This is a genomic window from Marinomonas sp. 63XJN7_9_ISO-PGPR-S23-217 (genome assembly GCF_056173515.1).
The window spans coordinates 268,396-294,617 of the sequence record NZ_CM149678.1; the positions used below are offsets into that span (position 1 = coordinate 268,396).

Genomic DNA, 26,222 nt, shown 5'->3' on the forward strand with positions numbered 1-26,222 from the left:
GTGCTGAGGATTATTTTTTATCCATGAGGTCGTCGTTTTCAATGATCCGTAAGGTCATTAAATCACTGTCTTTGGTGATGACTAAGCTGGGGTCGACTCGGATACAGCTGCCCGCATAGTGTCCTGCCACGGAAAAGGTGCAGACTTGCGAACGGTAACCTTCGATATCCGGCAGCTTCCATAGGGCCTGAAAGATTTGATCTTGATGGGAGAAACGCCCTTCGGTTTCTTCCATCAAGGTATCGCTTCCATCGTATAAGCTGATGTTAAAACCACAGCGTCCAGCAATCGGTTTGCTCACATAACCATGATTTTTTAACGAATCGCTTAAGTCAAAAGACGCTTCCAATAGATAGGGATGGTTAGGAAATAGCGTCCATAACACAGGTAAAATGGCTTTATTACTTGGAATCAGTGTCCAAAGTGGCTCGTAGACCATCACATCCTTACGCAATAATACATCCACTAAACGGGGCGCTGCGCTGCGGGGGATATCCGTTTGGTAATCACGCAGTCGTTGTTCATCGTCGTCGCACTCGGCACGAATTTGATCCAGTGCGGTTTCCCATGCCCAGGTTTTCCATACCCAGCGGATTTTGGTGCCATCTTGGTCAACCACATCACCGTCTTCATCCCAGCGTAAACTGCCGACGCCTTTGATGACTTTGCACGTCAGTCCGGCTTTCTCCATGACGTTTTTCATAAAGAGGGCGTGGTAGTTCTCTTCTAAGTCTGTATCTTGCATGATGTGAATCACGCCTTTTACCGAACTGTTTTTCCACGCTTCTAATAATTCATCTACCAGTTCTGTTGCTGAGCTTTCACCGTCTTGGCAACCATAATGTTTGGCCCATTTTTCTTGAATAATGCCTGCTTCCATATAACAAGAAGCAGAGTCACAGTTGTACTCGTAAACTTTGATGCCTTTTTCTGACAAACTAAAATCAAAGCGACCGGTAATCATTTGGTTGCGACGGTTGTCCCAAGACTGGTGTATTTTGGGCCATAATGCCGGTGGAATATTGAAGCTAGACAGTAGTTCGTCGTTTTGTAAAACATAATCCGTGGCGTGCATAAATAAGGCGTGTAGTTCATTCGTCGCGCGTTTCAATTCACGTTCAGCGGCTTCGCTCATCACCATGTATTTGTGATCATCTTCCTTGCGTGAAGCGAGTTTATGGCCTTTCATCATCGCTACATAGGCTTCTTCGCTTGGGTTGGCAATATTCAACCAGGCACGTTTTTCTTGGCCTGTTTTTTTAACGTGACGTAATTGCAAATTGAACAGTGCAGGATCGATTGGCTGAATGTGCTCGGCGTAGGTGTCGTCGTCGGTTTGCATGACCCAGCCAAGAATCGAAGCATCACCATAGGAGCAACGTAGCCAATAGCCACCGTCGTCACTAATACGGGCTTCCAGTTCACGGGAATAGTCTTGGCCTTCGGGCCAAACTTGGTGCCCTACGTTTTGCTCGACGACGTAAAGGCGATCTGCTAATACCTTGGTGACAATCGCCACGTGACCCGTGATTTCAAACTCACCCCCTTCATTCCAAATGAGCAAGGCGCCTTCCTCAGGGTGGCGTAAAGAACCATTGCGAAACGATTTCAACGGCAAGCGGCTTTCATCAGCAATTAGGCGCACTGAGTTGAGACGAAAAATATCATAGGCCATGGCCACATCGTCAAAAATATAGCCCTTATTGAGATACAGCCACCGGCGAGCAAACTCTACACACTGCCACTTGTAGCCCATAAAAATACCATCCACATAACTGCGATAGGCGTGTCGGTTGGGCAGTTCTGTTTCATCGGCGGAGTCGTAATCGGATGAGTAAATGGGCACATTGCCAGGGGCCATGCCTAACAAGGTGCCAAACGGGGCCACGGGTCTACTGGAGTCTGTTGTCATTGCGGTGAAATCCCTCACACGGAAAAGCGCTGAATAGGGGCGAAAAAAGACGACCATAAGGTCGTCACGATGCTCGCAATATAGACCTAGATAAGCATCGCAGCAAGCGACTTTTTGTTGATATTCTATGCAGTAAAGGTGCTGTTTTTTTACACGTTACAAGGGCGATTTTAAGACGCGGGCAAAACGCTCTTTGATTAACTCCAGCATGGCCCGTCCTGCAAAAGACAACACCGCTTCCTTACGCCAAACGATGGAAAGCTGCCAGCGTAAGTCTTTATTATCCAAAGGTTTAATAATCGTTCCTGGGGTGAGATGGCGTTCGGCAATCAGTTCTGGCAATAGCATCACGCCCGTTCCAGCCGCGACTAGAGCAAGGCCGAAATCCGGCTGACTGACGTAGGTGACTTCCGTTGGTTCGAACCCCGCACTAAGACAGGCTTGGTGAATCAATTTATTGAGTATGAAAGAGGCCTCAAAGGTGACTAAAGCACTGCCAGCTAAGTCGCGCAAATCCACGGTGGTTTGTTGTGCTAATGGGTGACCATTGGGTAACACAATCCTTAGTGGATCATCATGGATAGTGAGCCAAGCAAAGGTCTCATCGTCAGGAATCAAGCTGGTGGCCAGTTCAATATCGCCATTTCTTAATGCGGCTTCTTGTTCTGCCCCGCCTCGCTCTAATAGTTCTATTTCGATTTGTGGATGTCGGGCGCGAAATTTGGCGATGATGGGGGCCAGAAGCTCGGCACTGCCCAGTGGCGATAGGCCGATTTTTAGATGGCCTCGCTCCAAACGTTTGAGTGCTTTCAGCTCTTGAATCATTTTTTGGCGGCCCTCAAGCAAGCTCTGGGCGTGTTGATAGACCACCTTCCCTGCTGGTTTGAGGCGGATGGCAGTACCGCGTTTGCCTCGTTCTAATAAGGTCGCGCTGAGTTCTTCTTCTAATTGCTGTATGGCTTTACTCAATGCCGGTTGGGAGATATGTACCTGATCGGCAGCTTTGCCAAAACTTCCGCCATCGACAATGGCAACCAGATAACGCAATACTCTAAGGTCCAATGTGTTATGCCTTTGCTAATGCTCTAAGAAAGTCTATTTGTACATTACTTAACTATTAGTTATCAATTAGATATTTAACATTCATTATAACTATGTTTTTAGCAGGCTTATACTCCATGCTTCTTCGATGCTTTATAGGTGCAAACCAGAGATATCATGCGAACGCTACCTAGTTCTTTTTTTCATTCTATGTTTCTGAAAAAACATGTGTTTTTTTATTGTTTAATGCAATTGATGGCATTGTGTGGCTTGTTATGGCTATGCAATCAAGTGGTTGCGTTCTTGCATTGGCACATTCCCGGCAGTGTGCTGGGGTTAGGTATTTTAGTGTTGTTACTGTTAACCCATGTTGTGCCGGAGCGAGCCATACAAGCGGGTTCTTCTTGGCTCTTGGGTGAGCTGCTGCTGTTTTTTATCCCACCTGTGGTGTCGATTTTGAAATATCAGGTGTTTATCCGTGACGATGGCTGGATGATTGCTGGTACCGTTGTATTGGGCACTCTATCGGCTTTGATTGTAACCGCTTGGGTAGTGGATCGGGTGTATACACTTGAAAAAGGCATAAATGACCGACGTCTCGCTCGAGCCAGTCATCGGGAAAATGGCAAGAATAGCATAGGGGCGCAAAATCATGTCTGATACGCTGTTAGCCTGTCTCAGTTTTGCCGCCACTATTGGGTTTTACTATCTGACGAAATGGGCCTATCGCCGCAAAAAGGTCTTTTTCCTTGCGCCAATTTTATTGGCACCGTTGGCGATTATCGGTTTTGTACTTTTAGTGGGCATTCCATTAGACGATTACTTTTTGTACACCCATTTTTTGGTGATGATGTTAGGGCCTGCGACGATTGCCTTTGCGGTACCGATTTATCAACAAAGGTCGATTATTAAACGCTATCCCTTAACGCTACTCATTGGGGTGATCACCGGATTAATGATGGGCATGTTATCCTCTTGGGCGCTTGTGCATATTTTTCCTATGCCACCTGAGTTGGCAAACAGCATGTTGTCACGTTCTGTGTCGACCCCCTTTGCTATGCAAGCCACGGTGAGTTTTGGTGGTATACCGGACCTTACGGCCATGTTGGTATTAATGACGGGCATTGTGGGGATGGTGATCTGTGAGCCCGTGTTTCGCTATATTGGCATTCGTACCACGTTAGCAAAAGGCATTGCCTTGGGGGCGGCATCCCACGGGGCGGGGACGGCCAAAGCTCGCGAGATTGGCAGTGAGGAAGGCGTGATTGCCAGTTTAACGATGATTTTTGCCGGGATCGCGATGGTGATAGGAGCGCCACTATTTGCTTTAGTTATTTAGTGCTTTTTACGGATGTGGTGGTTCATCATCTACATCCGTGTAGATCGTTGATTTATTGATTAAAGATCAAATTGGTTAATACATTGGCCACTTTCTCTGGTGCCTCTATCTGTGGAGTATGTCCACATTCCTCAATAATTAATAAGGACGACTTGGGGGTAATGGATTGAGCGTTTTTGCTATGTTCAAGCGATATGATCATGTCATGAGTACCATGCACAAAAAGCACTGGCACAGGACAGGTTTTCAGCATGGACAGCGTTTTTTGGTACAAGGCAGGGCGCTGGCCTGAAAAATTTGTCATGAGTCTTAGAGTGCTTAAAAATGCTTTGTTCGCACCAGGGCGCATCACATTGCGGGTGACGACCGTTTCTATTTTTGGTCGTTGTTTTTCTGGCTCATAAAAAATTGACTGAATTTGTTGATCGACGGCTTGCTTACCCGGTTTATTCATCAACTCTCCCAGTAAGGGGAGTGACATCAAGCGAAAAGGCAAAGGAGACTCTTTCCCTAGTGACGCGGCGTTAAGCAGAGCCATTTTATTAACACGATCTGGATGAAGGTTCATCATATGGATACTGATGGCACCGCCGAGGGAGTTCCCCCCTAAAGTGATTGGTTGGTCAAGGTTTAGCGCGTCTACAAAATGCCAAGCGGTTTGCGCAAAGTCTTCAACACCATAGGGCTGGTTTCCGAAATCCGATAAGCCGTGTCCAGGAAGATCCCAAGTAATGACACGAAGTTGATTGTCTTTTTCCAATAGGGTATAGGGTTCCTGCCAGGTTTCTAAGGAGGCACCGATACCGTGTGTTAGCAGTAGGATTGGCCCTTCTCCCCCCGTGTCCTGATAACGAATATTGCATCCATTGACTGAGATGAACTGGTCTTGTGACAAAATATTATCCTCCGATTATTGTTATTATCTGCGATCATTTTCAAAAGTAAAAATGTTGCTTGTTCGAGCAAGCATAAGACGTGCCTGCTTTAGATAATCTCTGATGATAATATAAAAAGTCTATTTAACATTTTGATTTTAAATGGAAAAATTAAATGTCTTTCCATTTGAGGAGTAGGCTTTGATTAATATAAGTCCCGCTTATTTTAATCATATAATCAAGCTGTCTCGCTTAAACTGGCACCGGATGATGATTTCATCATATGACATTAGATTTTAATGAGTTGGGGGTGCCAGTATTTGCGCTAACAATGGTACCCGACGCTTAGTGTTTTATGGCAACCCAACGGGCCTCTTTATAAGATAACTCTGCCGCATCGCATAATTGATTAACTTGATAAGCGGCACGAAAATCCGGCCAGAGTGGGGCATCCGTTAAGATACCTTCTATTAGGTCGCGGATTTCTACTGCTTTCATATCGTTATAGCCCAAACCGTGACCAGCTGAGACGCAAAAATTCACGTAATCAGGATGCCCTGGACCCGTTAGGATACGCCGGAAACCTTGTCGGTTTTTGGCATCGTCAGCGGTGTATAGCTGTAATTCTGATAAACGTTCTTGATCGTAAATCAAGGTGCCTTTGGTCCCAGTGACCTCAAACCACAAACTATTTTTACGGCCCCAAGCAATACGTGAGGACTCCAATGTGCCAATGGCGCCGTTGGCAAAGCGCACCATCATGTGTACTTGGTCGTCGTTTTCAACCTTTCCCATCCCGTGAGTCTCTCCCATCAAGGGGCGCTGTGTGTGCACGGTTTGTAAGTCTGCACAGACTTGAGTGATGGGGGCGACCAGATAATGGGCCATATTAATAATGTGCGAGCCCATATCACCTAAGGTGCCAGAACCGGAAAACTCTCGTTTTAAGCGCCAAGAGAAAGCACTATTGGCGTCGGCAAGATAATCTTCGTTGAAGGTGCCACGGAAATGCACAACATCGCCAATCTCCCCCTGTTGGATAATTTCTTTGGCGAGCTGTACGGTTGGGTTCTTGATATAGTTGAAGCCTACTAGCGTTTTAATACCTGCTGCCTCTGCAGACTGCGTCATGATTAATGCGTCTTCAGCGTTTAGTGCCAAAGGCTTTTCTGAATAAACGTGTTTGCCTGAGGCAATGGCCGCAAGCGCCATGTCTTTATGAAGATGATTGGGAGCGCAAATATCCACGACATCAATATTTGGGTCGTTTACTAGTTCGCGCCAATCGCCAGTTGAACGGGCAAAACCAAACTCTTTGGCTTTTTGTTCAGCTAATGTTGTGTCCACCTCGGCAATCATGTCACAGACTATTTCGCCACTTAATGGAAAAACCGCTGCGGCTGTTTTAAATGCGATGGCGTGGGCTTTTCCCATATAGCCAGTACCAATTAGACCTATTCTAACTTGTCTCATGCCTCACCTTTTTTATTATTTTTAACTTATTTCATTATGGTGTTTTGTAAAAAGGATTTATTTCGCTCGTTATCCTCTTTAATTGGCATAATATAGAAGGAAATGACTGGTGCCGTACATGACTGGAATGGAGAAGGATTTGTCTAAAATCACTTTTACTAATTTAAAAGAAGTCTATTTCGGGCTGACAAAATACCCTAAATCGGGCACACATGGGCCGCGTGTTCAGCGTGGTATCCAGCTCTTTCATCTACTGAGTGGTCAGGTCACCATGACGATTGATGAGAAAAGCCTCCTTTTTCATCCTGGTGATTTTGCTTTGCTACTGCCCGGCCGACATGAATTTCACCAATTTAGCGAGCGAGAAGAGAGTACTCATACTTGGTGTCAGTTGGATTTTGTCATGCGACCCGATGAACTGGCAGTGCAACTTGGCGATATGCGGCCCGTAGTGGAAGCCAATTATGATATTCAGGCTTATATGGATTTAGGGCTAGCACTGACCCGTACACCGACACTGGCGACTCAGCCCGCTTTGTTAGATCTTGGCCAATCGTTATTACGTTACTATTTGGCCTATGCTAAGACCTATACGAATGCCAATGAAGACAGGCATCCTATTCCTAAAGCGGTGCGCATCGCTTGCGATTATATGAGTCGTCATTTTGATCAGCCGCTTTATTTAGATAAGATAGCCAAGGTGAGCCATGTTTCGACGAACCACCTAATCGTATTGTTTAAAAAACATCTACAAATTACACCAAGTCGTTACTTGTGGAAGTTACGATGTCAGCATGCGTCAGCTTTGTTGCGGGAAACCAACATTCCTATTAGCCTCGTCTCTGAACAAACAGGCTTTGTTTCAGCGTTTCATTTTTCGCGTTTGTTCAAGCAAGAATATGGTGTTTCTCCAACAGGGTATCGCCATGAACTGAGTCATCGGGATGGTTAAATTATGCAAATATCGAAGTATTTCGATATGGCGGATTGAATTCCCGTTTTCTTTCCCTATCTTATAAATATATTCGAATTAACTTTGAAACTTTGTATAGGAGTTTATTGTGTCAACGACCGAGAAAAATCTCTTTAGTTCCGTCACATTGGGCGATGTTGCACTGCCAAACCGCTTTATCATGGCTCCGCTGACTCGTACCCGCGCACCGCACCATCTACCGAATGCCTTGATGGCTGAGTATTACTCCCAGCGCGCCAGTGCAGGCTTGTTAATCACCGAATGTACCATGGTGACAGAAGGCAGCTCGGCGTTTGGTGATGACCCAGGTATTTATTCCCAAGAACAAATCGAGGGTTGGAAGCTGACAACGGATGCTGTGCATAAAAAAGGCGGACGTATTTTCATGCAGATCTGGCATGCGGGTCGTGCTGCACACCCATTGCTTAACGGCGGCAAAGAGGCGGTTTCCTCTAGTGCTCTTGCTATTGATGGTGAAACGCATACACCTGAAGGTAAAAAACCTTACACCGTGCCTCATTCGCTTACCGTGAGTGAAATCAAAGCGATTGTGAATGACTTCCGTCAAGGGGCAATCAATGCCAAAGCGGCGGGGTTTGATGGTGTGGAAATCCACGGTGCGAATGGCTATTTGATAGACCAATTCCTGCGAGAAAGTGCCAACCAGCGTACCGACGAATACGGCGGTTCTTTGGAAAACCGTGCTCGCTTTTTGATGGAAGTACTTGAAGCGGTTACCGAGGTCATGGGCAGTGGTCGAGTGGGTGTACGCCTATCGCCATTAAACAGCTTCAATAGTATGAAAGAAGAAGATCCTATGGCTTGGATTCGTTTCTTATGTGAACAGCTAAACCGTTTTAATTTGGCCTATGTTCACGTTATGCGCGCTGATTTCTTTGGCGCACAATCAGCGGATGTGTTGAGTGTGGCTCGTGAGGCTTATCAAGGTCATTTAATGGTCAACATGGCTTATGATGCAGAAGAAGCCAACCAAGTGATTGCCAGTGGTCGAGCCGATAGCGTGGCGTTTGGTAAAGCCTTTATTGCCAACCCGGATTATGTAGAGCGTGTGAAAGCGGGGGCGGATTTAAACGAACCTAACCCAGATACTTTCTACACCTCTGGTAAAGAAGGTTACACAGACTACCCTTTTATGACAGCGTAGCGATTAGCACTTTGCCATAGACAAAAAAGCCAAGGCGGTTAACGCTGCCTTGGCTTTTTTTGTTCGCTAAAACCTTAGGGTCGTCACCTAGTGCTTACACACCCACTGAGAACATTCCCTCTAAATCGTGTTTAGAATAGGCACGAAATGCCAGCATAGTTTCGGTTTTCAAAATGAAGTCGATCTGTGCAAGATGCTGAGTGACTAATTCGGAGAGTTGGTCATTGTGCTGAACTCGTGCAATGGCAGCAATATCATAAGAACCACTGACGGAATAGACTTCGCTCAGCCCGTCGATCGCCGCCAATTCCTCAGCCACTTGGTTGATGTGCTTTTTGTCGACGGACAGTAAAATAATCGCAGTAACCATAGGTGTTTCCTCTTTAAACTTTTAGAGTACGCATGTGTTCAAGTAACGACATCATAGCAAATAGTGTGTGAATTAAAGCACCTTAAGTTGTGATTTACAAAGGAACAAAGCGGCCGCTTCGATGGCAGGAAAGTCATGTTAGAGTTTTGTCTTAGCAGAAGTGAAAACGGCATGGTGACACCATGCCGTGGAAAACCGTTAGACGCTTACTTAGTTGAAGCGGCTGACAATGTTTGCAACACGCTCACCGTAAAGACGTGCTGTTTCTAAATCGCCTTCTGGAATGGCATCCGCAGCGGCATCTGATGGCGATTGAATGAGTGCACCAACAGAACCGCCGAGGTTGTTTGTATCGTTACGTGTTGCAGAAAGTGTATTCGCTGGTGGAAGGCCTAAACTTACCCAAATGCCGCCGTGTTGAGAGGCCAGCGTTTGTAGATAAATCAGGGTGACTTGTTTGTCACCGTTTAAACTGCCACTGTTAGTGAAAGCACCAAATACTTTGTCCTTCCAAGCTTGAGTAAACCAGGCCTTAGAGGTGGCATCTGCGAATTTTTTGAATTGCCAAGGCACACCGCCCATGTAAGTTGGTGCGCCAAAAATAATGGCATCTGCGGCGTTTAATGTCTCCCAATCCGCTTCGGTGATGTCACCATTGTCATCAATTTGAATGCTCTGTGCATTCGCCCCTTTAGTAACATACTCGGCAATTCGTTTTGTATGTCCGTATCCAGAGAAGAAAACCACGACTGTTTTTTTCATTACTCACTCCAATATTTTTAGATCGATTAATACAAAGAGACTTTTGCACAATGGCCGTGTGAAAGCTTCTCACGGCAAGGTTTCATTTAGATAACGTCTCGTTTTGTGTCGGCAAAATTAATAGTATATATTAGAAACTAACTTAACAAGAAGTAACCAAAGAGTGACTAGGTTACCTGAGGGAAACCACCATGAAACAAAATGCATCGCCTGTCGCCTATAATATTTATTCCAAAGACTGTCCTGCACGAGCTTTTTTTGATCGGTTGGCTGATCATTGGACGCTGTTGATTATTGGATTGCTTAAAAAAGAAGCGTTTCGTTTTAATCAAATTAAACGTGAAGTAGAGGGCATTTCACAAAAGGTGTTATCGCAAAAGCTCAAACAATTAGAGCGCGATGGTTTGATTACCCGTACAGCCTTCCCCACGGTTCCGGTGACAGTGGAATACCGTTTAACGGATCTAGGGCACAGCTTTGTGCAGACGATTGAGCAACTTGGCTGTTGGGCAGAGCAAAATATAGAGCAGGTGAAACAAGCTCAGAAAAATTACGACAGTATTAATGCATAGAGGCCTTTGCTCGCGATGTCGTGCAAAGATCTCTCGTAAAAGCAGACCATTAATGTTAATGGATACTGCTTGTGCTTGGTTTGATATTGAGTTCCGCTTCAAAGCCCTGCTTTCGCCCCGTTGCTGGTGACCTGAGATGTAAGGATATTCCCGCTCCTGTTGCAATGGCGTCAACGATGGCGAGCCCTAACCCCGAACCCGCTGCGGTTGTATTAGAACGTACAAACCGATTACGTAAGCGCGCCATATCTTGAGGCGGTACAAGATGACCGTCATTCACCACTCGCAACGTCCCATCTTGGGACAAAGAGACCTCTATTGGCTGGTCGGCTTGGCCGTGTTTAAGAGCATTCTCAATAAGGTTTCTGACTAAAATAGCAAACGCATCAGGATCTAAATGTGACGATACCGCTCGGTTGGGTAGGATCAGATGAAGGCGGTCTGGTGTTTGACGACTGAAGTCACCCGCGATCATTGCCAAAATCGGTATTAGGTCATGGGGTTGCTCAGACAACGCACCGCCCCCTTCTGCTTTAGCCAGTTCGAGCAACTTTTCAGATTGTTTTGACAGACTGTGTAATGAGGCTTCGACATCCGAAATCTGTTGTTTCAGTTGCACATCGTCAATGACGGCTTTAACGCGTTGCACTTTGGCAAGAGCGATTGCCAAAGGCGTGCGTAATTCATGGGCGCTGTTGGCGGTAAAGCTGCGTTCAGCGTCCAAGGTTCTACGCAGCCGTTCAAGCAGTCGGTTCACCGCAATAGCGATCGGTGAAAACTCGGCAGGCAGTCGATATGTACCGACAGGGGATAAATCGCCAGCGCCGCGTTTTTCAATGGCATGTTGAAAGTCGGTGACTTTACGAAGCGACAGGCGAATGATGAGTAAGATGCCTAGAAAACTGATTGGCGCAAGAATTAGCAGGGGGAACAGCAGTGCAACGATGGCTTCTTTCAGGTCTTCATCTCGATAAGCGAGTGACTCAGCGACTTCGATGAATACACGATGATTGAGGGCTGTGGTGGTATAGACTCGATGGGTGGCGGTGTCAGAAAACCCCAATAAGGGAGAGCGATTAAAAAGCTGTGGATCAGCATCTTTTGAGCGTAGAAGGATATGGCCATGACGATCAAGCACTCTGTATCGCAAGTATTTATCGTTGTTTTGCAAGATCGGAATATGGGAGTTGTTTGCCCCCAAGGCTCGTCTTTGGATATCCGCTGTGATCAAAGGTAAGATATGCTGAGTAGACCGCTTGAGGGCTTTATCGAAGGCCTCTTTCATTTCTTTTTGTACGACCAAACCCGAGGCTATCGCGCTTAATAACCACAGAATGGAGACGCCTAGTGTTAGGCCAATGCCGAGGTTTCTTTTTAAACTGCGTGTATTACTCATGAGTTTCTAGGCGATAGCCCATGTTTCTTACGGTGACAATTGCCTCGCGCCCTAGCTTTTTACGTAGGCGACTAATGTACACTTCAATGGTATTGCTTTCGATTTCTGCACCAAATTGATAGAGACGATCCTCCAGTTGTGAACGTGATAACAAGGTGCCTGGTCGCTGAAAAAAGCCTTCCAGTACAGCCCATTCCCGTGCTGTTAGTTCAACGCTTTGTCCTTTCGACTTTAGGCGGTGTTCGTTCAAGTCGACTTCTAAATAGCCTATTTTTACCAGTGGGTTTGGATTGCCCCGATAACGTCGAGCAACGGCGCTGACTCGAGCGGATAATTCGGATAAATCAAACGGTTTGATCAAATAATCATCGGCCCCGGCATTAAGCCCTTCAATACGATCAGACACCTGATCGCGTGCTGTTAGGATGATAACAGGCGTCGAACTGCCTGCTTTTCTAAGTTTTTTTAAAAAGCTGAAGCCATTACCGTCGGGTAACATGAGATCGAGCAAAATCAGATCATAAGTTGTGTTAAGCATACTGGTTTCGGCAAAGCGCAAGGAGGTCACCCAATCAATCGCGTGCCCATCTTCATGTATCTGATCCCGAACAGCTTCCCCAAGTCCTGTTGTATCTTCTACCAGGAGTACTCGCACGTTTTACCTCTTATTCTATTGATCACAGCGTTATCGCCCATTGCTCAGACCGTCATTTGAACCCCATTAATCACCGTTCATGCTAGCCAGTGGGAGGTGAAAAAAAAGTCTTTTTCTCTCTCTGTTTCTTGTTCAGGTCAGTGTCAGGTAAAGGTTATAGAGTTCGTCCAACGGTTTATTAGTACGGATATTATGAGAAAGTACATTTTTTTAGCGTTAAGCCTGATCACTGCGTTCACCCTATCAATGTCAGCACAGGCACGAGAGGTAACTTTTACCACACATCTTGCTAGATACGATGGTAGTGGTGCGTATTTAGCGATTTATCTGGCGGATGCCCATGGCCGATACCGTAAAACAATCTGGGTGGCCGGGCGAAATGCCCGCTACTATTTTGAGCTGCCTGGTTGGGCTCGTGGTAGTCGTTTAAGACCTTCTGAATACGATGGTATGACAGGCGCTAGTGTCACCAGTGGCCATACGCTGGTTGTGACCAAAAATATCCCTGATAACTTAATTAATAAGGGCTATCGGATTGTCATCGACAGTGCGGTGGAAAATGGTAACAGCAATCGTGCCGATGTCTCCACCCCATTAACAACGGCCGGATCCGGCAAAACGGTGATGGGGAGTGTGTATGTTCTCTCGTTTCGTTATGACCTTAAGTAAGACGATGAGGTGATAATAATGTTACGTAAACTACACGGTTTGCCCAGTTTATTTATGGCCTTGTTTTTAATCACCATAGCAACGACCGGGGCCATGCTTTCCCTAATGCCTGCCATTCATAGAGCCCATGCTGTGGCGCCGGATAAAGGGAAAGTGAGTGTTGCTGCCATGGCGCAACGCGTTGTCCAGCATCATCCAAACGTTGAAAAGATTGATCGAAAGTTGTCTGGTGAAGTGGTTGTTTATTATAAAACGGCGAACCACCAGCCTAAGGCGGATTTAGTGAACCCGTTGACGGGGAAGAGTATAGGCCCCTACCAACCTTCTGCTTTTATGAATTGGGTTGAAGACATGCACCGCTCCTTTTTACTGCACGATACGGGGCGAAAGCTGGCCGGCGGGGTAGCACTGGTTATGGTGTTGATTTGCCTGTCAGGTGTCTTTTTGTTGGTGCGTCGGCTCGGTGGCTGGAAGGCCCTTATCAAACCGATTAAAGGTAACGGTGTAAAGCGTATTCACTCGGAACTGGCTCGGTTCGCTGTGCTGGGGTTATTGCTTTCCTCGTTGACAGGGAGTTATATGTCAGCCATGCGTTTTGGCTTTGTTAAGGATCATACTTTTATTCCCCCTTCCTTTCCGTCCAGCGTGTCAGGGGGCCAACCTGCTCCCGTAGGCTCACTGATTGCGTTAAAAAATATTGATTTAACCTCCTTACATGAATTGGTGTTTCCCTATCCTGGTGATCTCCAAGATTTTTATACATTGACGACAGAACAAGGATCCGGCTTTGTGGATCAGTCGACGGGCACTCTGCTGAACTTTACCCGTTTGCCGCCGATGGGCGTCTTTCAGCAATGGATCATCCGCTTACACACGGGGCAAGGAATTTGGTGGCTTGGTCTTATTCTCGGGGCGAGTGCATTGACCGTTCCGGTCTTGTCCTACACCGGTGTGTTGGCTTGGTGGAGAAAGCGTCGGGTGAAGAAAGGAGACCTAGTGAATACGCCTAGCAAAGAAGCCGACACCATTCTTTTGGTTGGCACGGAGGGTCAAACGACATGGGGGTTTGCGCAAGATCTGCAGCGCCAATTGATTCGGGCTGGACGACATGTGCACTGTGCGCAAATGAACCAGTTGGTGGAGGACTATCCACAGGCCGATATGCTTTTTATTTTGACCTCGACTTATGGCAATGGGGACGCACCGACGACGGCACAGCAATTTATGAACAAGTTAAAACGCTTTAAAAGCAATACTTCGCTCCGGTTTGCGGTATTGGGGTTTGGGGATCGACAGTTTCCCAACTTTTGCCAGTTTGCTTTGGATGTCACCACTGCCTTAGAGAAGAAAGGCCTTACGCCTCTGTATCATACCGAGTTGATTAATCGAAGTTCTGCTGAGCAATTTAGGGAATGGGGCAAAACGATTGCCGATTTGACGGGGTGGCCTCTGGCGTTGTCCTATCATCCGCAGCCTACCGTCACACAAACACTGGCATTGGTTGGGCGTGAAGATTATGGCGTCAATGGCCATGCGGCCACGAGTATCTTACGCTTTCGTGCGGCGGGAACTCATTCTTTACCTTTTTTCGAAGCGGGTGACCTCCTGGGAGTGATGCCACCACAAGAGGCGACCGCACGATTTTATTCCTTAGCGTCTTCGACAACGGACGATGTGTTGGAGATTTGCGTTCGCAAGCAACCCAATGGTGTCTGCTCCAGTTATTTACATGGCTTACAATTAGGTGATTGTATTGAAGGATTCATTCGTCATAACCCAGAATTTCGCCCCGCTGTTGGCCGTCATCCGGTGATACTGATTGGCGCTGGGGCAGGTATTGGCCCATTAACTGGGTTTATTCGGCAAAATACTCAGCGCCATCCGATGTTTCTTTACTGGGGCGGGCGTAATCAAAAAGTGGATTTTCTTTATCAGCCAGACTTAACTCGATACCTTGATGACCAGCGTTTGACGGGGTTACAGACTGCTTTTTCACAGGGAGAAGACCAAACAACAGAAAAAGCTTATGTACAGGATAAGCTTTTACAGGATCAGGCAACCGTCCGACAATTACTAGAGCAAGGTGCGCAAATTCTCGTGTGCGGTGGTCGAGGCATGGCAAATGGCGTGACTCAAGCACTTAACGACATATTAGAGCCACTGCAAACGAACGTTGACGCGCTGAAAGCACAAGGGCGTTATTTGGAGGATGTGTATTAACGAGACTTTGACAAACTACTAGCAATGAAACGTTAAGGGTTCCCTTTTGTTTTAGCCTGAGTCATAGCCAGTATGCTTGGGCTAAATAACGAAGAATCACCATTGGCTTAGAGCAGGCCTTCTCTGGCCATAAAAAATGGGCTATAAAAATGGCCAGAGAGCTTGCACTGTCTGGCCATGCGTCTAAAAAGATTAATGAATCTTAAAGAAGCCCATCATTTGTTTAAGCTGCTCAGCTTGGACCGTCATCTGCTCGCTGGTGCTTGCGAGTTGTTCACTACCATCGGTATTTTGACGTGTGATGTTATCTAGCTGCTGCATGGATTGATTAATACGTTCCACGCCTTGGGTTTGTTCCATACTCACGTTCGCGATGGATTGAATCAATTCCGATGTTTGATGAATTTGCGGTACGACTTCTTTTAATAAGTTACCCGCTTGCTCACTGATTCGCACACTATTGTGAGTGATATCACTGATTTCTTGTGCTGCCGATTGACTTTTCGCCGCTAAGGCGCGTACTTCGTCGGCAACTACGGCAAATCCTCGACCTTGTTCCCCTGCGCGAGCCGCCTCAATCGCCGCATTCAGTGCCAGTAAGTTAGTTTGTTCTGCAATGTCTTCGATGATGCTGATCTTATCGGCAATGTTTTTCATCACACTCACGGTCTCATCCACTGCTTCACCGCCTTGCACTGCTTTCTGACTGGCATTTAGCGCGATTTCGTTGGTTGACGTGGCGTTTTGGGAGTTTTGGCTGATGCTGGTGGAGATGCTCTCAATGGCTACCGTTGTATTTTCCAAATTATCCGCCATAGACGACGCACTGCTCGATAGGTTTTGCGCGGTAATGCTTACTTGTGCACTGGCCGCGGCCATCTGATCCGTGGCGCTTTGGGTTTCTACTATGATGTCTTTAATTTGATCGATCATGCCGTTGGTACTGCTTTTGATCGCCGAGAAATTTCCAATGTAGTCCTTGGTAATCCGTATTCGTAGGTCTCCTTCTGCCAAGCGAGACATTTTCTCTGTAAGATCCATGACTATCTCTTGAATCGTGTCTGCCATGGTTTTCATGCTGGCTTTTAAGCTGGTGCTATCACTGTCATTCAGCTCAATGATAATGTCTGTGTTGCCTTGGGCAATTTGATTGGCAATTTCTGCCACTTCTTTAGGTTCGCCACCAAGCGATTTCATGATATTTCGCAATATCGTAATCCCCACAATGAAGACCACCACAATGACAATCACCGCAATAGATGCTTGTACGATCACGGCTTGCCAGATGGTGGTAACTGCTTTTTGTGCGCCAGCTTCGCCTAACTTTTGGTTGTAAGCGATGTGCTTGTTCAGTGCTTGGGTGAGTTGCTCTGCTTCCGGTGCAGTATAGAGCAAGACTTTTGTTGCTGCAGATTGCATGTTTTTGCGTGATAGGTTGATCGCTTTTTCGCGTTTCGCATTGTAGACCTCAAACGCTTTGATTTCATTGTTGAGAAGCGTGGCGTCTTCTTTATCACTAATAAGCGGTTTATAGCTATCAAACGCTTTGTAAACTTCCGCCACTTGGGCTTTTAGCTGATCGTCCACTTTTTTCTTTTGTCTTTCGTCGTTCCGTAATACATGCACATAGGATAAGCGGCGTACTTCGCTGATGGCACGACTGATGTTAAGCATCACTTGAATTGAGGGAACGGTTTTTACATTAACATGGTTAGAAGCTTCGTAAATATTTTTGGTTTGAAATAATCCTAATCCTACTAATACGATTAAGCCAATCACTGCACTGGAGATCAGAACAATTAATTGACGTCGGACACTCATATGCTTGAGTCCCATATATCCCCCTTAATAAAGCTTTTATAGTTTTTATAGTTTTTTTATGATTTTTATGATTTTTATGATTTTTATTTTTATGGTTTTTTTAATTATAGATAGTGATGGAGAAATATCCCTTGTTTTGTGTGATAAGCGCTTTGGTTACGCCTATTTCTTATTTGAGAATCTGACTCTAAGACATTGATATAAATAGAAAATTTATGTTTTAACGCATTTTGTTTGCTTCTGTTCAGAATGCTTTATTGCTAGAACTGACAAAAAGCGGTTATTTTCCTGTTTATACAAATCCGTTTTCTGCTCCTGATTAAAGAGTAGAAAACGGATTCCTCTTTTTTATTAATGCGATCTAGGTGAATAGGGTTTAGTGTACAGACTATTAGGTTGGCATGCCTTCAAAAGCGGGAACCTTATCCAAACCTTCGTCCCAATTGCCTTTGCTGCCCGTAAAAAGATGCGCTTGAGCCGTGATATCGACATCCGTATCCAAGCAACCTGCAGGCACAACGACTAGGCTGCGAGCTTTGGCGTCTGTGGGGACATTAGAACCACAAACAGAACAAAAAGTACGGGCAAAGTGGGTGCCTTCCAAATGATAGTAGCTCAGCTTATCTTCACCGCTTAACCACTTTATGGTCGCACCTGGAGCAAAGAGGTTGGCGCAATGGGCTGAACCTGAGGTTTTACGGCAGCGGCTACAATGGCATAAGAAGAATTTTTTAAATTCACCGTCTACCTCAAATTTCACCGCACCACATAGACAAGATCCTGTGTGAAGATGTCCCATAGTATTGCTCTCCAAAGATGATTTTTTTTTATGTTTTTCTGTAAATGCTATCTTGCCATGGTTTTTGGTTGCAAATAAAGCGAATAAGAAAGTTTCCTGTGACGGTTAGAATTGAGTGATCACCGTGACGCCTTGTGGATTGATCATATCCATACTGGTCAGCGCAGAAATCGACTTTTCTAAGCTGATGGTTCGTCCCAGCAGTTTCTCTGGGCTGAGTTTTCCTGACTTGATCATTGTCAGCATAGCCTCGTAGCGAAACGCCCTGTTGGCGACGTTTAAAACGCTTAGAGGCATTATTACCGATTATCAGGCAAGTCTCGATCGCCGTAAATTGGGCTTTGGAGTGATGGCATTTGTTCAACTTACCTGCAACCAGCATGATGCCGACACGACGCAAACTTTCGAACACATGATTCAACAATGTGACAATGTATTGTCCTGTCATAACACCACAGGCGAAGCGGATTTCTTGTTACAGGTAGTTGCCAAAGATTTGGATGATTACAGCCACTTTGTCGATTAGGTATTACGTAAGTTGCCTGGTGTTTCTGCCATTGCCTCAAATATTTCATTGCGAGAATTGAAAGCCTCAACGCGGTTGCCACTTTAAAGGGCATATTGAGTGCGACTATGTGGGGCGCTTTTATAAAAAAGCCAACCCAAAAATTGGTTGGCTTTTAGTGATTCATGTATTTTTAATTCAATTGAAAACGCTATATCGACATGACAATACGCCCGGTAATTTCCCCTTTTTCCATATCGGCGAAGATATCGTTAATGTCTTCAAGAGATTTTTCCTTGATGATGGCTTTGACTTTGCCACGGGCTGCAAACTCTAAGCACTCTTCGAGGTCTTTACGAGTACCAACAATTGAGCCAACAACACTTACGCCGTTTAGCACGGTATTGAAAATAGGCAGTGGCATGTCTTCTGGAGGCAGACCAACTAAGACGCATTTTCCGCCTCGGCGAACAACGTCATAGCTTTGTCTAAAGCCTGCTTTGCTGACAGCCGTACAGACGGTTGCGTGGACACCATTAGTTTTTGCCAGGATATCCTCGACTACGTCATCGGTTTTAAAGTCAAAGAAACATTCGGCGCCAAGGGACATGGCTAATTCGCGTTTAGCATCGCCTGTATCCACAGCAACCACTCGAAAGCCCATGGCAACGGCATACTGAACGGCCAAATGTCCTAGTCCACCTACACCAAATAGCGCCACCCAATCGCCTGGTTTTGCCCCAGATACCTTGAGGGCTTTATAGGTTGTTACGCCCGCACAAAATAGCGGTGCGGCTTCCACATAATCTAAGCCATCGGGCATTTTGACGACATATTCCGCATGAGCGGCGCAGTATTCCGCGTAACCGCCGTTGACAGAATAACCTGCGTTTTGTTGTGATAAACAAAGGTTTTCGTTACCCGTTAAACAGTATTCGCAGTGTCCGCAGGCACTGTATAACCAAGGAATACCCACGCGGTCTCCTAGTGCAAGATGCGACACGGCACTGCCTACTTCGACGACTTCACCTACGCCTTCGTGACCGGGAATAAGAGGTAAGGTTGGTTTAACGGGCCAATCACCATGGCAAGCGTGTAAATCCGTATGGCACACACCACAAGCGTGTATTTTGACAAGGACCTGGTGTGGTTCAATTTTAGGTTTGACAACGTCTTCGATTTTTAGAATGGCACCAAATTTACTGGCTACAGCTGCTTTCATAACAAACTCCATCTTGTGCTTATTTTTATTAAATAGGGGTTAAGCGCACTTTCGTGGCTCACTTCTACTTTAAAAGCAAACAACAAAAAAGCTTGTCCAGTAGTCCAAAATATTTGCATCACAGTATTCTTTACCTAAAGAGAATGGCTGTTTTTGATGGTATCTGACTCGGTGGTTGCTACTTTTTCGTAATGGTTAAGTGTGTAAAAAATGATGAAAAAAATTCTATTTAATTATTTATATAATAAAAAAATTAGGTGTAATGCCTTTATAAAGGTATTAACAAAATGTTTTTTATTACCATTGTTATCTTTTGATTAAATTGATGGCTAGATTAGAAGGTATGACGTGTTTTAAATATAGGTAATTTTTTGTTTTATTTTGTAATATATTGTTTTTTTCTTATGGTGTAAATTATTATTTTTTATTTTTTTCTTTTTGTAAATCAGTCTTATTTTTATCTGTTTTTTTATTTTTCCATTTAAATCAAAGGTATATGGTTTTTTTGTTTTTTTACATTATTATTGCATTTTTTTAGAATTGAGTAATAATATGTTCTTGTCTTGATTTTTTGTTGTGCTATTTTATTCAATAACGGCCGTGTTAACTAAATGGAAAGAAATGGATTTTCAGTTTTAAGTGAAAGATAAAGGTCAAATTTTAAATGGATTCAAGCGAATAAAAGGTGGTATATGAAAAATCTACTTGGTTATCTTAGAATAATCAATCTTTCCGTTAGATATAAACTAATGCTTGGTTTTGGTCTTGTTGTTGTTAGTATTATAATCTTAACAGCCCTTAATAATTATGGAAATACGGTCGTTCAGCAAAAGGTAACAGCGGCAGATACGGTTAACCGTATTGTAAAACGGTTACAAACGGCCCGTATTCAGGAAAAAAACTATGATGCCAGAGCACAAGATGAATACGTCGATAAGCTCAATAAGGCATTAGATGAGGCGGTTCGTGAGGCCCAATTCCTAAAACCTATATTTAAGGGAACAGAACATTACAAAGTAATGGATCAAATTATCCAGCAAATATCGGTTTATCGGAACAATTTCTCTGACTTTGTTCAGCTTGATAAGCAAAGCCAACAAGCGATGTTGGACATGAGAAATGAAGCTGGTGATGCAGTTAATCAGATAGCACAAATGGATCAGGAGAATACATCTAGTGCCAGTCAAGCTACCGATGCCGTGAAACTTCAAGGAGAATTGGCACTCGATATACTAAAAACTCGTATACATGAGAAGAACTTTATTCTGACCAGTGACCCGTCGAATATTGCTCTCGCTAAAAAGGAACTTGAGAAAATTAAAAGTATTGCTTCTAAATTAAAAGAGATGCTTGATACACCCGAAGGGAAGTCACAATTAGTCATTGCGATTCAGCAAGTGGATCAGTATGAGAAAGCGCTGAATACTTATGAAGACATTAATAATAAGAAGTCGGCTGGACGAGAGGATATGATAAATGCGGCACAAGCTGCCATTTCTCTTGCTGAAGACAGCCGTGCGAAGCAAAAACAAGAAATGATTGTTTTGCAGAAAAACATTTCGACTTTATCGCTTATTATTAGTGCCATTGCCATTGTGATTTCAGTGCTTGCTGCTTGGCTCATTAGTCATTTAATTGTGCCACCATTGCAAAGAGCGAAAGAAATGGCGGAGAGAGTCGCAAATGGTGATTTAACCGTTACCATAGAAGGAAGAAGCTCGGGTGATGAAGTAGGCCATCTGATGGCTTCTTTAGCGCAAATGATTGCGGGACTTCGTGATATTGTGTCTCAGCTTGGTTCAAGTGCTGATCAAGTGGCTTCTTCATCGGAAGAACTTTCTGTGGTGACAGGGCAAACCGCTGCGGGTGTTGAGAGTCAGCGGGAAGAGGTCGATCAAATGGCATCTGCACTGGAAGAAATGTCGTTAACCATAAATGACGTCGCCAAAAATGCAGAAAATGCCTCTAACTCTGCCAGAGAAGTGAGTGAGTTATCTGAAAAAGGCAGTGCGATTGTTATATCCAGTAAAGAAGCGGTTGCTGGATTGGCTCAGGAGATCGCCAAGTCCGCCATTCAAATTGAGGCGCTGAGTGATGAGTCGAAAAATGCCGTTACTGTGATCAATGTGATTCAAAGTATTGCCGAGCAAACGAATTTACTGGCGCTGAATGCCGCTATCGAGGCAGCTAGAGCAGGCGAGCAAGGTAGAGGGTTCTCTGTTGTCGCTGACGAAGTTCGTAATTTGTCTCAGCGAACTCAAACTGCAACGGAAGAAATTGCCACACTCATAGAAGGCTTGCAACAAAAAGCATCTGTTGCTGTTCAGGCAATGCAAAAAAACGAGAAAACGGCTGAAGAAACGGTGGCAAGAAGCGAGCAAGCAAACGATGCCTTGCAACAAATTACCAGCTCTATTACCTATTTATCCGATATGAATACGCAAATTGCCTCTGCGACCACACAGCAAAATGTGGCGGCTGAGGAAATTAGTAAAAGCGTGGTGACCATTCGTGATATCTCGCAACAAACTGCAAGTGGTGCACGAGAGACATCACAAGCCAGTGAAGAGTTATCTCGATTAAGTCAGACGCTGCAAGACTTAACGCTCCGCTTCAAACTCTAGCTATGCTCAAAGCTTGACTGACTCTGCTCTATAAAGGCAATGTGCTTCTCACATTGCCTTTTGTTTGAACACCCAACTCTACGTTGTTAGCTAACGTTGCTAGCAATTCCACTGCCTTTACTTATATTGATCAGCTAGAAGAACTCGACCATGCTCTAGAGAGAAACCAACCTCAAGACTGTGAGGTCACGTTGCGTCGTATTAAAGTTAAAATGCAAGAGTGCCATGATGAAATGAAAGCTCTGCAAAAAACGGCAGCTCAAGATTAAGGAAAGGTAATCCCCAAGTCTAAAAGGCGATGACGAATGATACCAAACCAGTGCTAACTGATTATGTTAGCACTGGTTTTTTTGTATCTTATCGTAACAAGAGGCTCAGTTTGGGGGATCCATAAGGTTATGTACGTTACTATCCATATAAGCCTGTCAGGGCATATGGATAGGAGATCACTTTATGACCAACTCGCAGAAAACGTTATCGGGGGCCGTATTGCTGCCGGTATTTATTCCCACCGTTATTATCACTCTATTACTCATCGTCGGAACACTTAGTAACCCAGAGCTTGCTGGCGAGGCATTCAAAAGTGCGTTGTCATGGATAACAGAAACCTTTGGCTGGTTTTATATGTTGGCCACCGCGATTTTTCTCGTGTTTATGGTTTGTATTGGCTTCAGTAGCTGGGGCAATATTCGCTTAGGGCCAGATCACGCTGATCCGGAATACAGCTTTCCTGCTTGGTTTGCGATGCTTTTTTCCGCTGGCTACGGTATCGCTCTGTTGTTTTTTGGTGTTGCTGAGCCGGTATTACATTTCTCTCAACCACCTAATGCCACCGCTGAAACCATTGGGGCGGCTCGTGAAGCGATGCAAATTGCTTACTTCCACTGGGGGTTACATATTTGGGGCATATACGGTCTGATGGGGCTGGTACTTGCCTATTTTGCGTTTCGTCATGGTTTACCATTGTCCGTCCGCTCGGCACTTTATCCGCTGATTGGTGATCGTATTTATGGCCCTATTGGTCATACTGTTGATGTATTTGCCATTCTCGGTACTTTGTTTGGTTTAGCGACGACGCTTGGGTTATCGGTTACACAGATTAATGCTGGCTTACATTACCTTTGGGAAGGCATTCCTATTAGCACGACAGTACAAGTGATTGCGATTGGTTTGATTACCTTAGCGGCGATTGGTTCTGTGGTTGCTGGTATGGATAAAGGGGTGAAAAACCTATCGATTTTGAATATGGGATTAGCCGTATTCATTATGGTCATTGTCTTTTTTGTCGGTCCTAGCATTCATATTCTCGATGCCTTCGTGCAAAACACCGGGGCGTATTTGAGCAACATTGTAGAGCGTACCTTTAATCTACAGGCGTACACGCAAAGTGATTGGATTGGTAACTGGACACTGTTTATCTTCGCATGGACCATTGCCTGGGCCCCGTTTGTTGGCTTATTTATTGCCAAAATTAGCCGTGGTCGTACCATCCGCCAGTTTATCTTTGGTGTGCTTGCTGTGCCGACCATATTTACTTTCCTATGGTTTTCTATCTTTGGCGACACTGCCTTGTATTTGATTATGGAGCAGGGTAAAGATGTGTTGATTGGTGAAGTACAGGCAGACCATTCAGTGGCCTTATTTCAGTTCTATGATTTGTTACCTTGGTCTACTTTTTTATCCGTCGTCACCGTTTTCTTGATCATCACTTTCTTTGTTACCTCATCGGATTCTGGATCCTTAGTCGTTGACTCATTGGCGTCTGGTGGCGCACTAGAAACTCCCATTTGGCAGCGTGTCTTCTGGGCTTCTCTTGAGGGTGTCATTGCTGCCACCTTGTTGTTAGCCGGCGGTTTAAGTGCATTACAAACCATGAGTATTCTAGCCGCATTGCCCTTTGCTATGATTATGCTGTTGGCGGCGCTTGGGTTATGGCGAGCACTGGTTATTGAAGGCCATCGTGAAGCCGCCGTAGAAGCGGCTGCGGCTCCTGGGCGTGCGTTTAGTAATGAGGGCAACTGGCGCAAACGTCTTAGTACATTGTTTAAGTTTCCTGGACAGGCCAAGGTGAGCCACTTTATTAAAGAAGTGGTCGTGCCAGCGATGGAAGAAGTGCAAAAAGAACTGGCGATCCATGACTGGAAAGCCAACATTACCACGCAAGAGAATGGTGTTACCTTCCAACTTGAGCATGACGATAAACTGGACTTTTTCTATCAAGTGTTGGCGACGGAACACCAAATCCCCGAAGCCCATAGTGACAAATCAAACTATGACACCCATTGGCAAGCGGATGTGTACATTCGTAATGGGGCATTGGGTTACGAGCTTTATGGCTGTAGCAAAGATGAAGTGATTCGAGATCTTATTGATCAGTTAGAGCAGTACTTCAACTTTGTTGATGCCGCACCGGGACAACTGCCTTGGAATACCGTTTCTTAATAAAAAGCGCCAGCTCTGATTGAGTTGGCGCTTTTTCATTTCTGTTAGCGGTGTTCTGCTGATTTGAGCCGTCTGATTGTGACTAGGCGGCTGGCATGGTTACAACAGGCTTAATGGTCACGCCTGATTCCGAGTCTTCAACGGCTTGGTTGATGTCTTGAAAATCGTACATCTTGATCAATTTATCAAAGGGAAACTTGCCAGCTTGATAGAGTCGAATCAGTTCAGGAATAAAGACATCAGGATTCGATTCCCCTTCCACGATTCCCATTAAGCGTCGACCGCCGCTCATAAAATGTGTTTCATTGAACGATATTTCCGTGTCTGGTCCAGAGGCACCGAGAATGCCACAGGTGCCTTTTGGTGCAAGGCTTTCTACTGCCCCTTTTATGACAGCAGGAATCCCTGTGGTGTCGAGGGCAAATTTCGCCCCATAACCAGTGATTTTGAGGATTTCTTCGGTACTGTTTACTTTGCCGGGGTTGATGGTGTGGGTGGCTCCTAAACTTTTCGCAAGTGCTAAGCGATCATCGTTCATATCCACCGCGATAATCGTGGTCGCAGAAACGGCATTTGCCGCCATGACAGCAGATAACCCTACTGAACCTGTACCGAATACCACAAAACTATCGCCTTGAGAGACTTGCAAAGCATTTAGGACGGATCCCGCGCCAGTTTGAATACCGCAGGCTAGGGGGCCTAATAGCTCAAGTTTAATGTCGGTGGGGACTTTCACTACATTCAGCTCGTTACAAATGGCATAGCTAGCAAAGGATGATTGCCCAAAGAAGTTACTTGTAATGGGGGTGCCATCTTGGCTCAAAGCACTGGAACCGTCGCTGCGTGTTCCTTCAAAATTGCGTGGAAAGAATTCATGGCAATAGCTGATATCGTGATTTTTACAACTTGGGCAAGTACCGCATGAGTTGAATGTCATCACCACATGATCACCAGGTTTGACTTTGCTGATACCAGCTCCCACTTTTTCAACAATCCCCGCACCTTCGTGGCCTAATACTGCGGGCAGTGGTGTGGGCAGCATGCCGTCACGAACCACAAGGTCTGTATGACAAACCCCCGTAGCGACGACTTTAACAAGGATTTCGTCTTGTCTTGGTTCTTCAATATCAATGTGTTCGACACTGAAAGGTTTTCCCGTTTCACGTGCGATAGCGGCCAAAATTTTCATGATCATTTCCACCTTATTGTTGTTATTTGATGAGCAATCCAGACATGACATCTGGGGTTTTTTAATCGGTAAGGCAAACTGTATTGTTTATATATTAAACAATATGATATTAAACTATTTTTTACAACAAGTAGAAAACGAGTATCGTGGAAAAAATAAGGTGATGGTTTGTCGATATGGGTCGATGGGTTCTGACCA

The 26,222-nt window shown here is 45.1% G+C and carries 23 protein-coding genes; 10 read left to right on the plus strand and 13 right to left on the minus strand.

The genetic code is table 11. The features are described from left to right. Positions 1 to 10: 10 nt before the first annotated feature. Complete coding sequence (gene gss, locus AC0VYI_RS01225) at positions 11 to 1,912, minus strand: bifunctional glutathionylspermidine amidase/synthase (protein WP_475446755.1); 1,902 nt, start codon at positions 1,910 to 1,912, stop codon at positions 11 to 13. Positions 1,913 to 2,068: 156 nt separating this feature from the next. Next, complete coding sequence (locus AC0VYI_RS01230) at positions 2,069 to 2,974, minus strand: LysR family transcriptional regulator (RefSeq protein ID WP_475446756.1); 906 nt, start codon at positions 2,972 to 2,974, stop codon at positions 2,069 to 2,071. A 156-nt stretch (positions 2,975 to 3,130) separates the two neighbouring features. Between AC0VYI_RS01230 and AC0VYI_RS01235 the strand changes: the two genes are divergently transcribed. Continuing rightward, positions 3,131 to 3,613, plus strand: a complete 483-nt coding sequence (locus AC0VYI_RS01235; RefSeq protein WP_199475536.1) for a CidA/LrgA family protein — start codon at positions 3,131 to 3,133, stop codon at positions 3,611 to 3,613. After that, positions 3,606 to 4,292: an LrgB family protein gene (locus AC0VYI_RS01240; protein WP_199475535.1), complete on the plus strand. Its 687-nt coding sequence runs from the start codon at positions 3,606 to 3,608 to the stop codon at positions 4,290 to 4,292. Before AC0VYI_RS01235 ends, AC0VYI_RS01240 begins: the two co-directional genes overlap by 8 nt. Before the next feature lie 52 nt (positions 4,293 to 4,344). On the opposite strand, the gene AC0VYI_RS01245 is transcribed toward AC0VYI_RS01240, so the two are convergent. Together AC0VYI_RS01245 and AC0VYI_RS01250 are read right to left on the minus strand one after the other, a co-directional pair. After that, a complete protein-coding gene (locus tag AC0VYI_RS01245; RefSeq protein ID WP_475446758.1) occupies positions 4,345 to 5,187 on the minus strand; it encodes an alpha/beta fold hydrolase in 843 nt (280 codons plus the stop codon). Positions 5,188 to 5,512: 325 nt separating this feature from the next. After that, a complete protein-coding gene (locus AC0VYI_RS01250) occupies positions 5,513 to 6,640 on the minus strand; it encodes a Gfo/Idh/MocA family protein (protein ID WP_475446759.1) in 1,128 nt (375 codons plus the stop codon). Between the two features lie 118 nt (positions 6,641 to 6,758). Here AC0VYI_RS01250 and AC0VYI_RS01255 point away from each other — a divergent pair, with 118 nt between their 5' ends. Together AC0VYI_RS01255 and AC0VYI_RS01260 are read left to right on the plus strand one after the other, a co-directional pair. After that, complete coding sequence (locus AC0VYI_RS01255; RefSeq protein ID WP_475449852.1) at positions 6,759 to 7,592, plus strand: helix-turn-helix domain-containing protein; 834 nt, start codon at positions 6,759 to 6,761, stop codon at positions 7,590 to 7,592. A 109-nt stretch (positions 7,593 to 7,701) separates the two neighbouring features. Further along, positions 7,702 to 8,778, plus strand: a complete 1,077-nt coding sequence (locus tag AC0VYI_RS01260; protein WP_475446761.1) for an alkene reductase — start codon at positions 7,702 to 7,704, stop codon at positions 8,776 to 8,778. Positions 8,779 to 8,872: 94 nt separating this feature from the next. On the opposite strand, the gene AC0VYI_RS01265 is transcribed toward AC0VYI_RS01260, so the two are convergent. Then, positions 8,873 to 9,148 carry an Lrp/AsnC family transcriptional regulator gene (locus AC0VYI_RS01265; RefSeq protein WP_199475531.1) on the minus strand — a complete coding sequence of 92 codons (276 nt, stop codon included), beginning with the start codon at positions 9,146 to 9,148 and terminating at the stop codon, positions 8,873 to 8,875. Between the two features lie 210 nt (positions 9,149 to 9,358). Then, entirely contained in the window at positions 9,359 to 9,910 is a 552-nt protein-coding gene (locus tag AC0VYI_RS01270) for a flavodoxin family protein (RefSeq protein WP_199475530.1), read from the minus strand. Positions 9,911 to 10,101: 191 nt separating this feature from the next. Here AC0VYI_RS01270 and AC0VYI_RS01275 point away from each other — a divergent pair, with 191 nt between their 5' ends. After that, the gene (locus AC0VYI_RS01275) at positions 10,102 to 10,482 is read left to right on the plus strand and encodes a winged helix-turn-helix transcriptional regulator (RefSeq protein ID WP_475430516.1); all 381 of its coding nucleotides are present in this window, start codon (positions 10,102 to 10,104) and stop codon (positions 10,480 to 10,482) included. Positions 10,483 to 10,537: 55 nt separating this feature from the next. On the opposite strand, the gene AC0VYI_RS01280 is transcribed toward AC0VYI_RS01275, so the two are convergent. Together AC0VYI_RS01280 and AC0VYI_RS01285 are read right to left on the minus strand one after the other, a co-directional pair. Next, positions 10,538 to 11,878, minus strand: a complete 1,341-nt coding sequence (locus AC0VYI_RS01280) for a sensor histidine kinase (protein ID WP_475446763.1) — start codon at positions 11,876 to 11,878, stop codon at positions 10,538 to 10,540. Continuing rightward, positions 11,871 to 12,533, minus strand: a complete 663-nt coding sequence (locus AC0VYI_RS01285) for a response regulator transcription factor (RefSeq protein ID WP_475446765.1) — start codon at positions 12,531 to 12,533, stop codon at positions 11,871 to 11,873. The genes AC0VYI_RS01280 and AC0VYI_RS01285 overlap by 8 nt, the downstream gene beginning before the upstream one ends. 192 nt (positions 12,534 to 12,725) lie before the next feature. On the opposite strand from AC0VYI_RS01285, the gene AC0VYI_RS01290 reads away from it, so the two are divergent. Both AC0VYI_RS01290 and AC0VYI_RS01295 read left to right on the plus strand, forming a co-directional pair. After that, positions 12,726 to 13,202, plus strand: coding sequence for a DUF2271 domain-containing protein (locus AC0VYI_RS01290; protein ID WP_475446767.1), 477 nt, complete (start codon positions 12,726 to 12,728; stop codon positions 13,200 to 13,202). Between the two features lie 18 nt (positions 13,203 to 13,220). Beyond that, complete coding sequence (locus tag AC0VYI_RS01295) at positions 13,221 to 15,422, plus strand: PepSY domain-containing protein (RefSeq protein ID WP_475446769.1); 2,202 nt, start codon at positions 13,221 to 13,223, stop codon at positions 15,420 to 15,422. Positions 15,423 to 15,614: 192 nt separating this feature from the next. On the opposite strand, the gene AC0VYI_RS01300 is transcribed toward AC0VYI_RS01295, so the two are convergent. The 3 genes from AC0VYI_RS01300 to AC0VYI_RS01310 form a co-directional block, all read right to left on the minus strand. Then, positions 15,615 to 17,258: a methyl-accepting chemotaxis protein gene (locus AC0VYI_RS01300; RefSeq protein WP_475446771.1), complete on the minus strand. Its 1,644-nt coding sequence runs from the start codon at positions 17,256 to 17,258 to the stop codon at positions 15,615 to 15,617. Between the two features lie 376 nt (positions 17,259 to 17,634). Continuing rightward, positions 17,635 to 18,042 (minus strand): GFA family protein, encoded by a 408-nt coding sequence (locus AC0VYI_RS01305; protein ID WP_475446773.1) that lies wholly within the window; start codon positions 18,040 to 18,042, stop codon positions 17,635 to 17,637. Positions 18,043 to 18,147: 105 nt separating this feature from the next. Then, a complete protein-coding gene (locus tag AC0VYI_RS01310) occupies positions 18,148 to 18,279 on the minus strand; it encodes a hypothetical protein (protein ID WP_475446775.1) in 132 nt (43 codons plus the stop codon). 31 nt (positions 18,280 to 18,310) lie between these two features. Here AC0VYI_RS01310 and AC0VYI_RS01315 point away from each other — a divergent pair, with 31 nt between their 5' ends. Continuing rightward, the gene (locus AC0VYI_RS01315) at positions 18,311 to 18,568 is read left to right on the plus strand and encodes an Lrp/AsnC family transcriptional regulator (RefSeq protein ID WP_475446777.1); all 258 of its coding nucleotides are present in this window, start codon (positions 18,311 to 18,313) and stop codon (positions 18,566 to 18,568) included. A gap of 190 nt (positions 18,569 to 18,758) precedes the next feature. Here AC0VYI_RS01315 and adhP read toward each other — a convergent pair whose 3' ends face one another. After that, positions 18,759 to 19,769 carry an alcohol dehydrogenase AdhP gene (adhP, locus tag AC0VYI_RS01320; RefSeq protein ID WP_475446779.1) on the minus strand — a complete coding sequence of 337 codons (1,011 nt, stop codon included), beginning with the start codon at positions 19,767 to 19,769 and terminating at the stop codon, positions 18,759 to 18,761. Positions 19,770 to 20,461: 692 nt separating this feature from the next. On the opposite strand from adhP, the gene AC0VYI_RS01325 reads away from it, so the two are divergent. Continuing rightward, positions 20,462 to 22,393 carry a methyl-accepting chemotaxis protein gene (locus AC0VYI_RS01325; protein WP_475446781.1) on the plus strand — a complete coding sequence of 644 codons (1,932 nt, stop codon included), beginning with the start codon at positions 20,462 to 20,464 and terminating at the stop codon, positions 22,391 to 22,393. Positions 22,394 to 22,846: 453 nt separating this feature from the next. Then, positions 22,847 to 24,835, plus strand: a complete 1,989-nt coding sequence (locus AC0VYI_RS01330) for a BCCT family transporter (protein WP_199475518.1) — start codon at positions 22,847 to 22,849, stop codon at positions 24,833 to 24,835. A gap of 82 nt (positions 24,836 to 24,917) precedes the next feature. Here AC0VYI_RS01330 and AC0VYI_RS01335 read toward each other — a convergent pair whose 3' ends face one another. Continuing rightward, the gene (locus AC0VYI_RS01335; RefSeq protein ID WP_199475514.1) at positions 24,918 to 26,024 is read right to left on the minus strand and encodes an NAD(P)-dependent alcohol dehydrogenase; all 1,107 of its coding nucleotides are present in this window, start codon (positions 26,022 to 26,024) and stop codon (positions 24,918 to 24,920) included. Positions 26,025 to 26,222 lie beyond the last annotated feature (198 nt).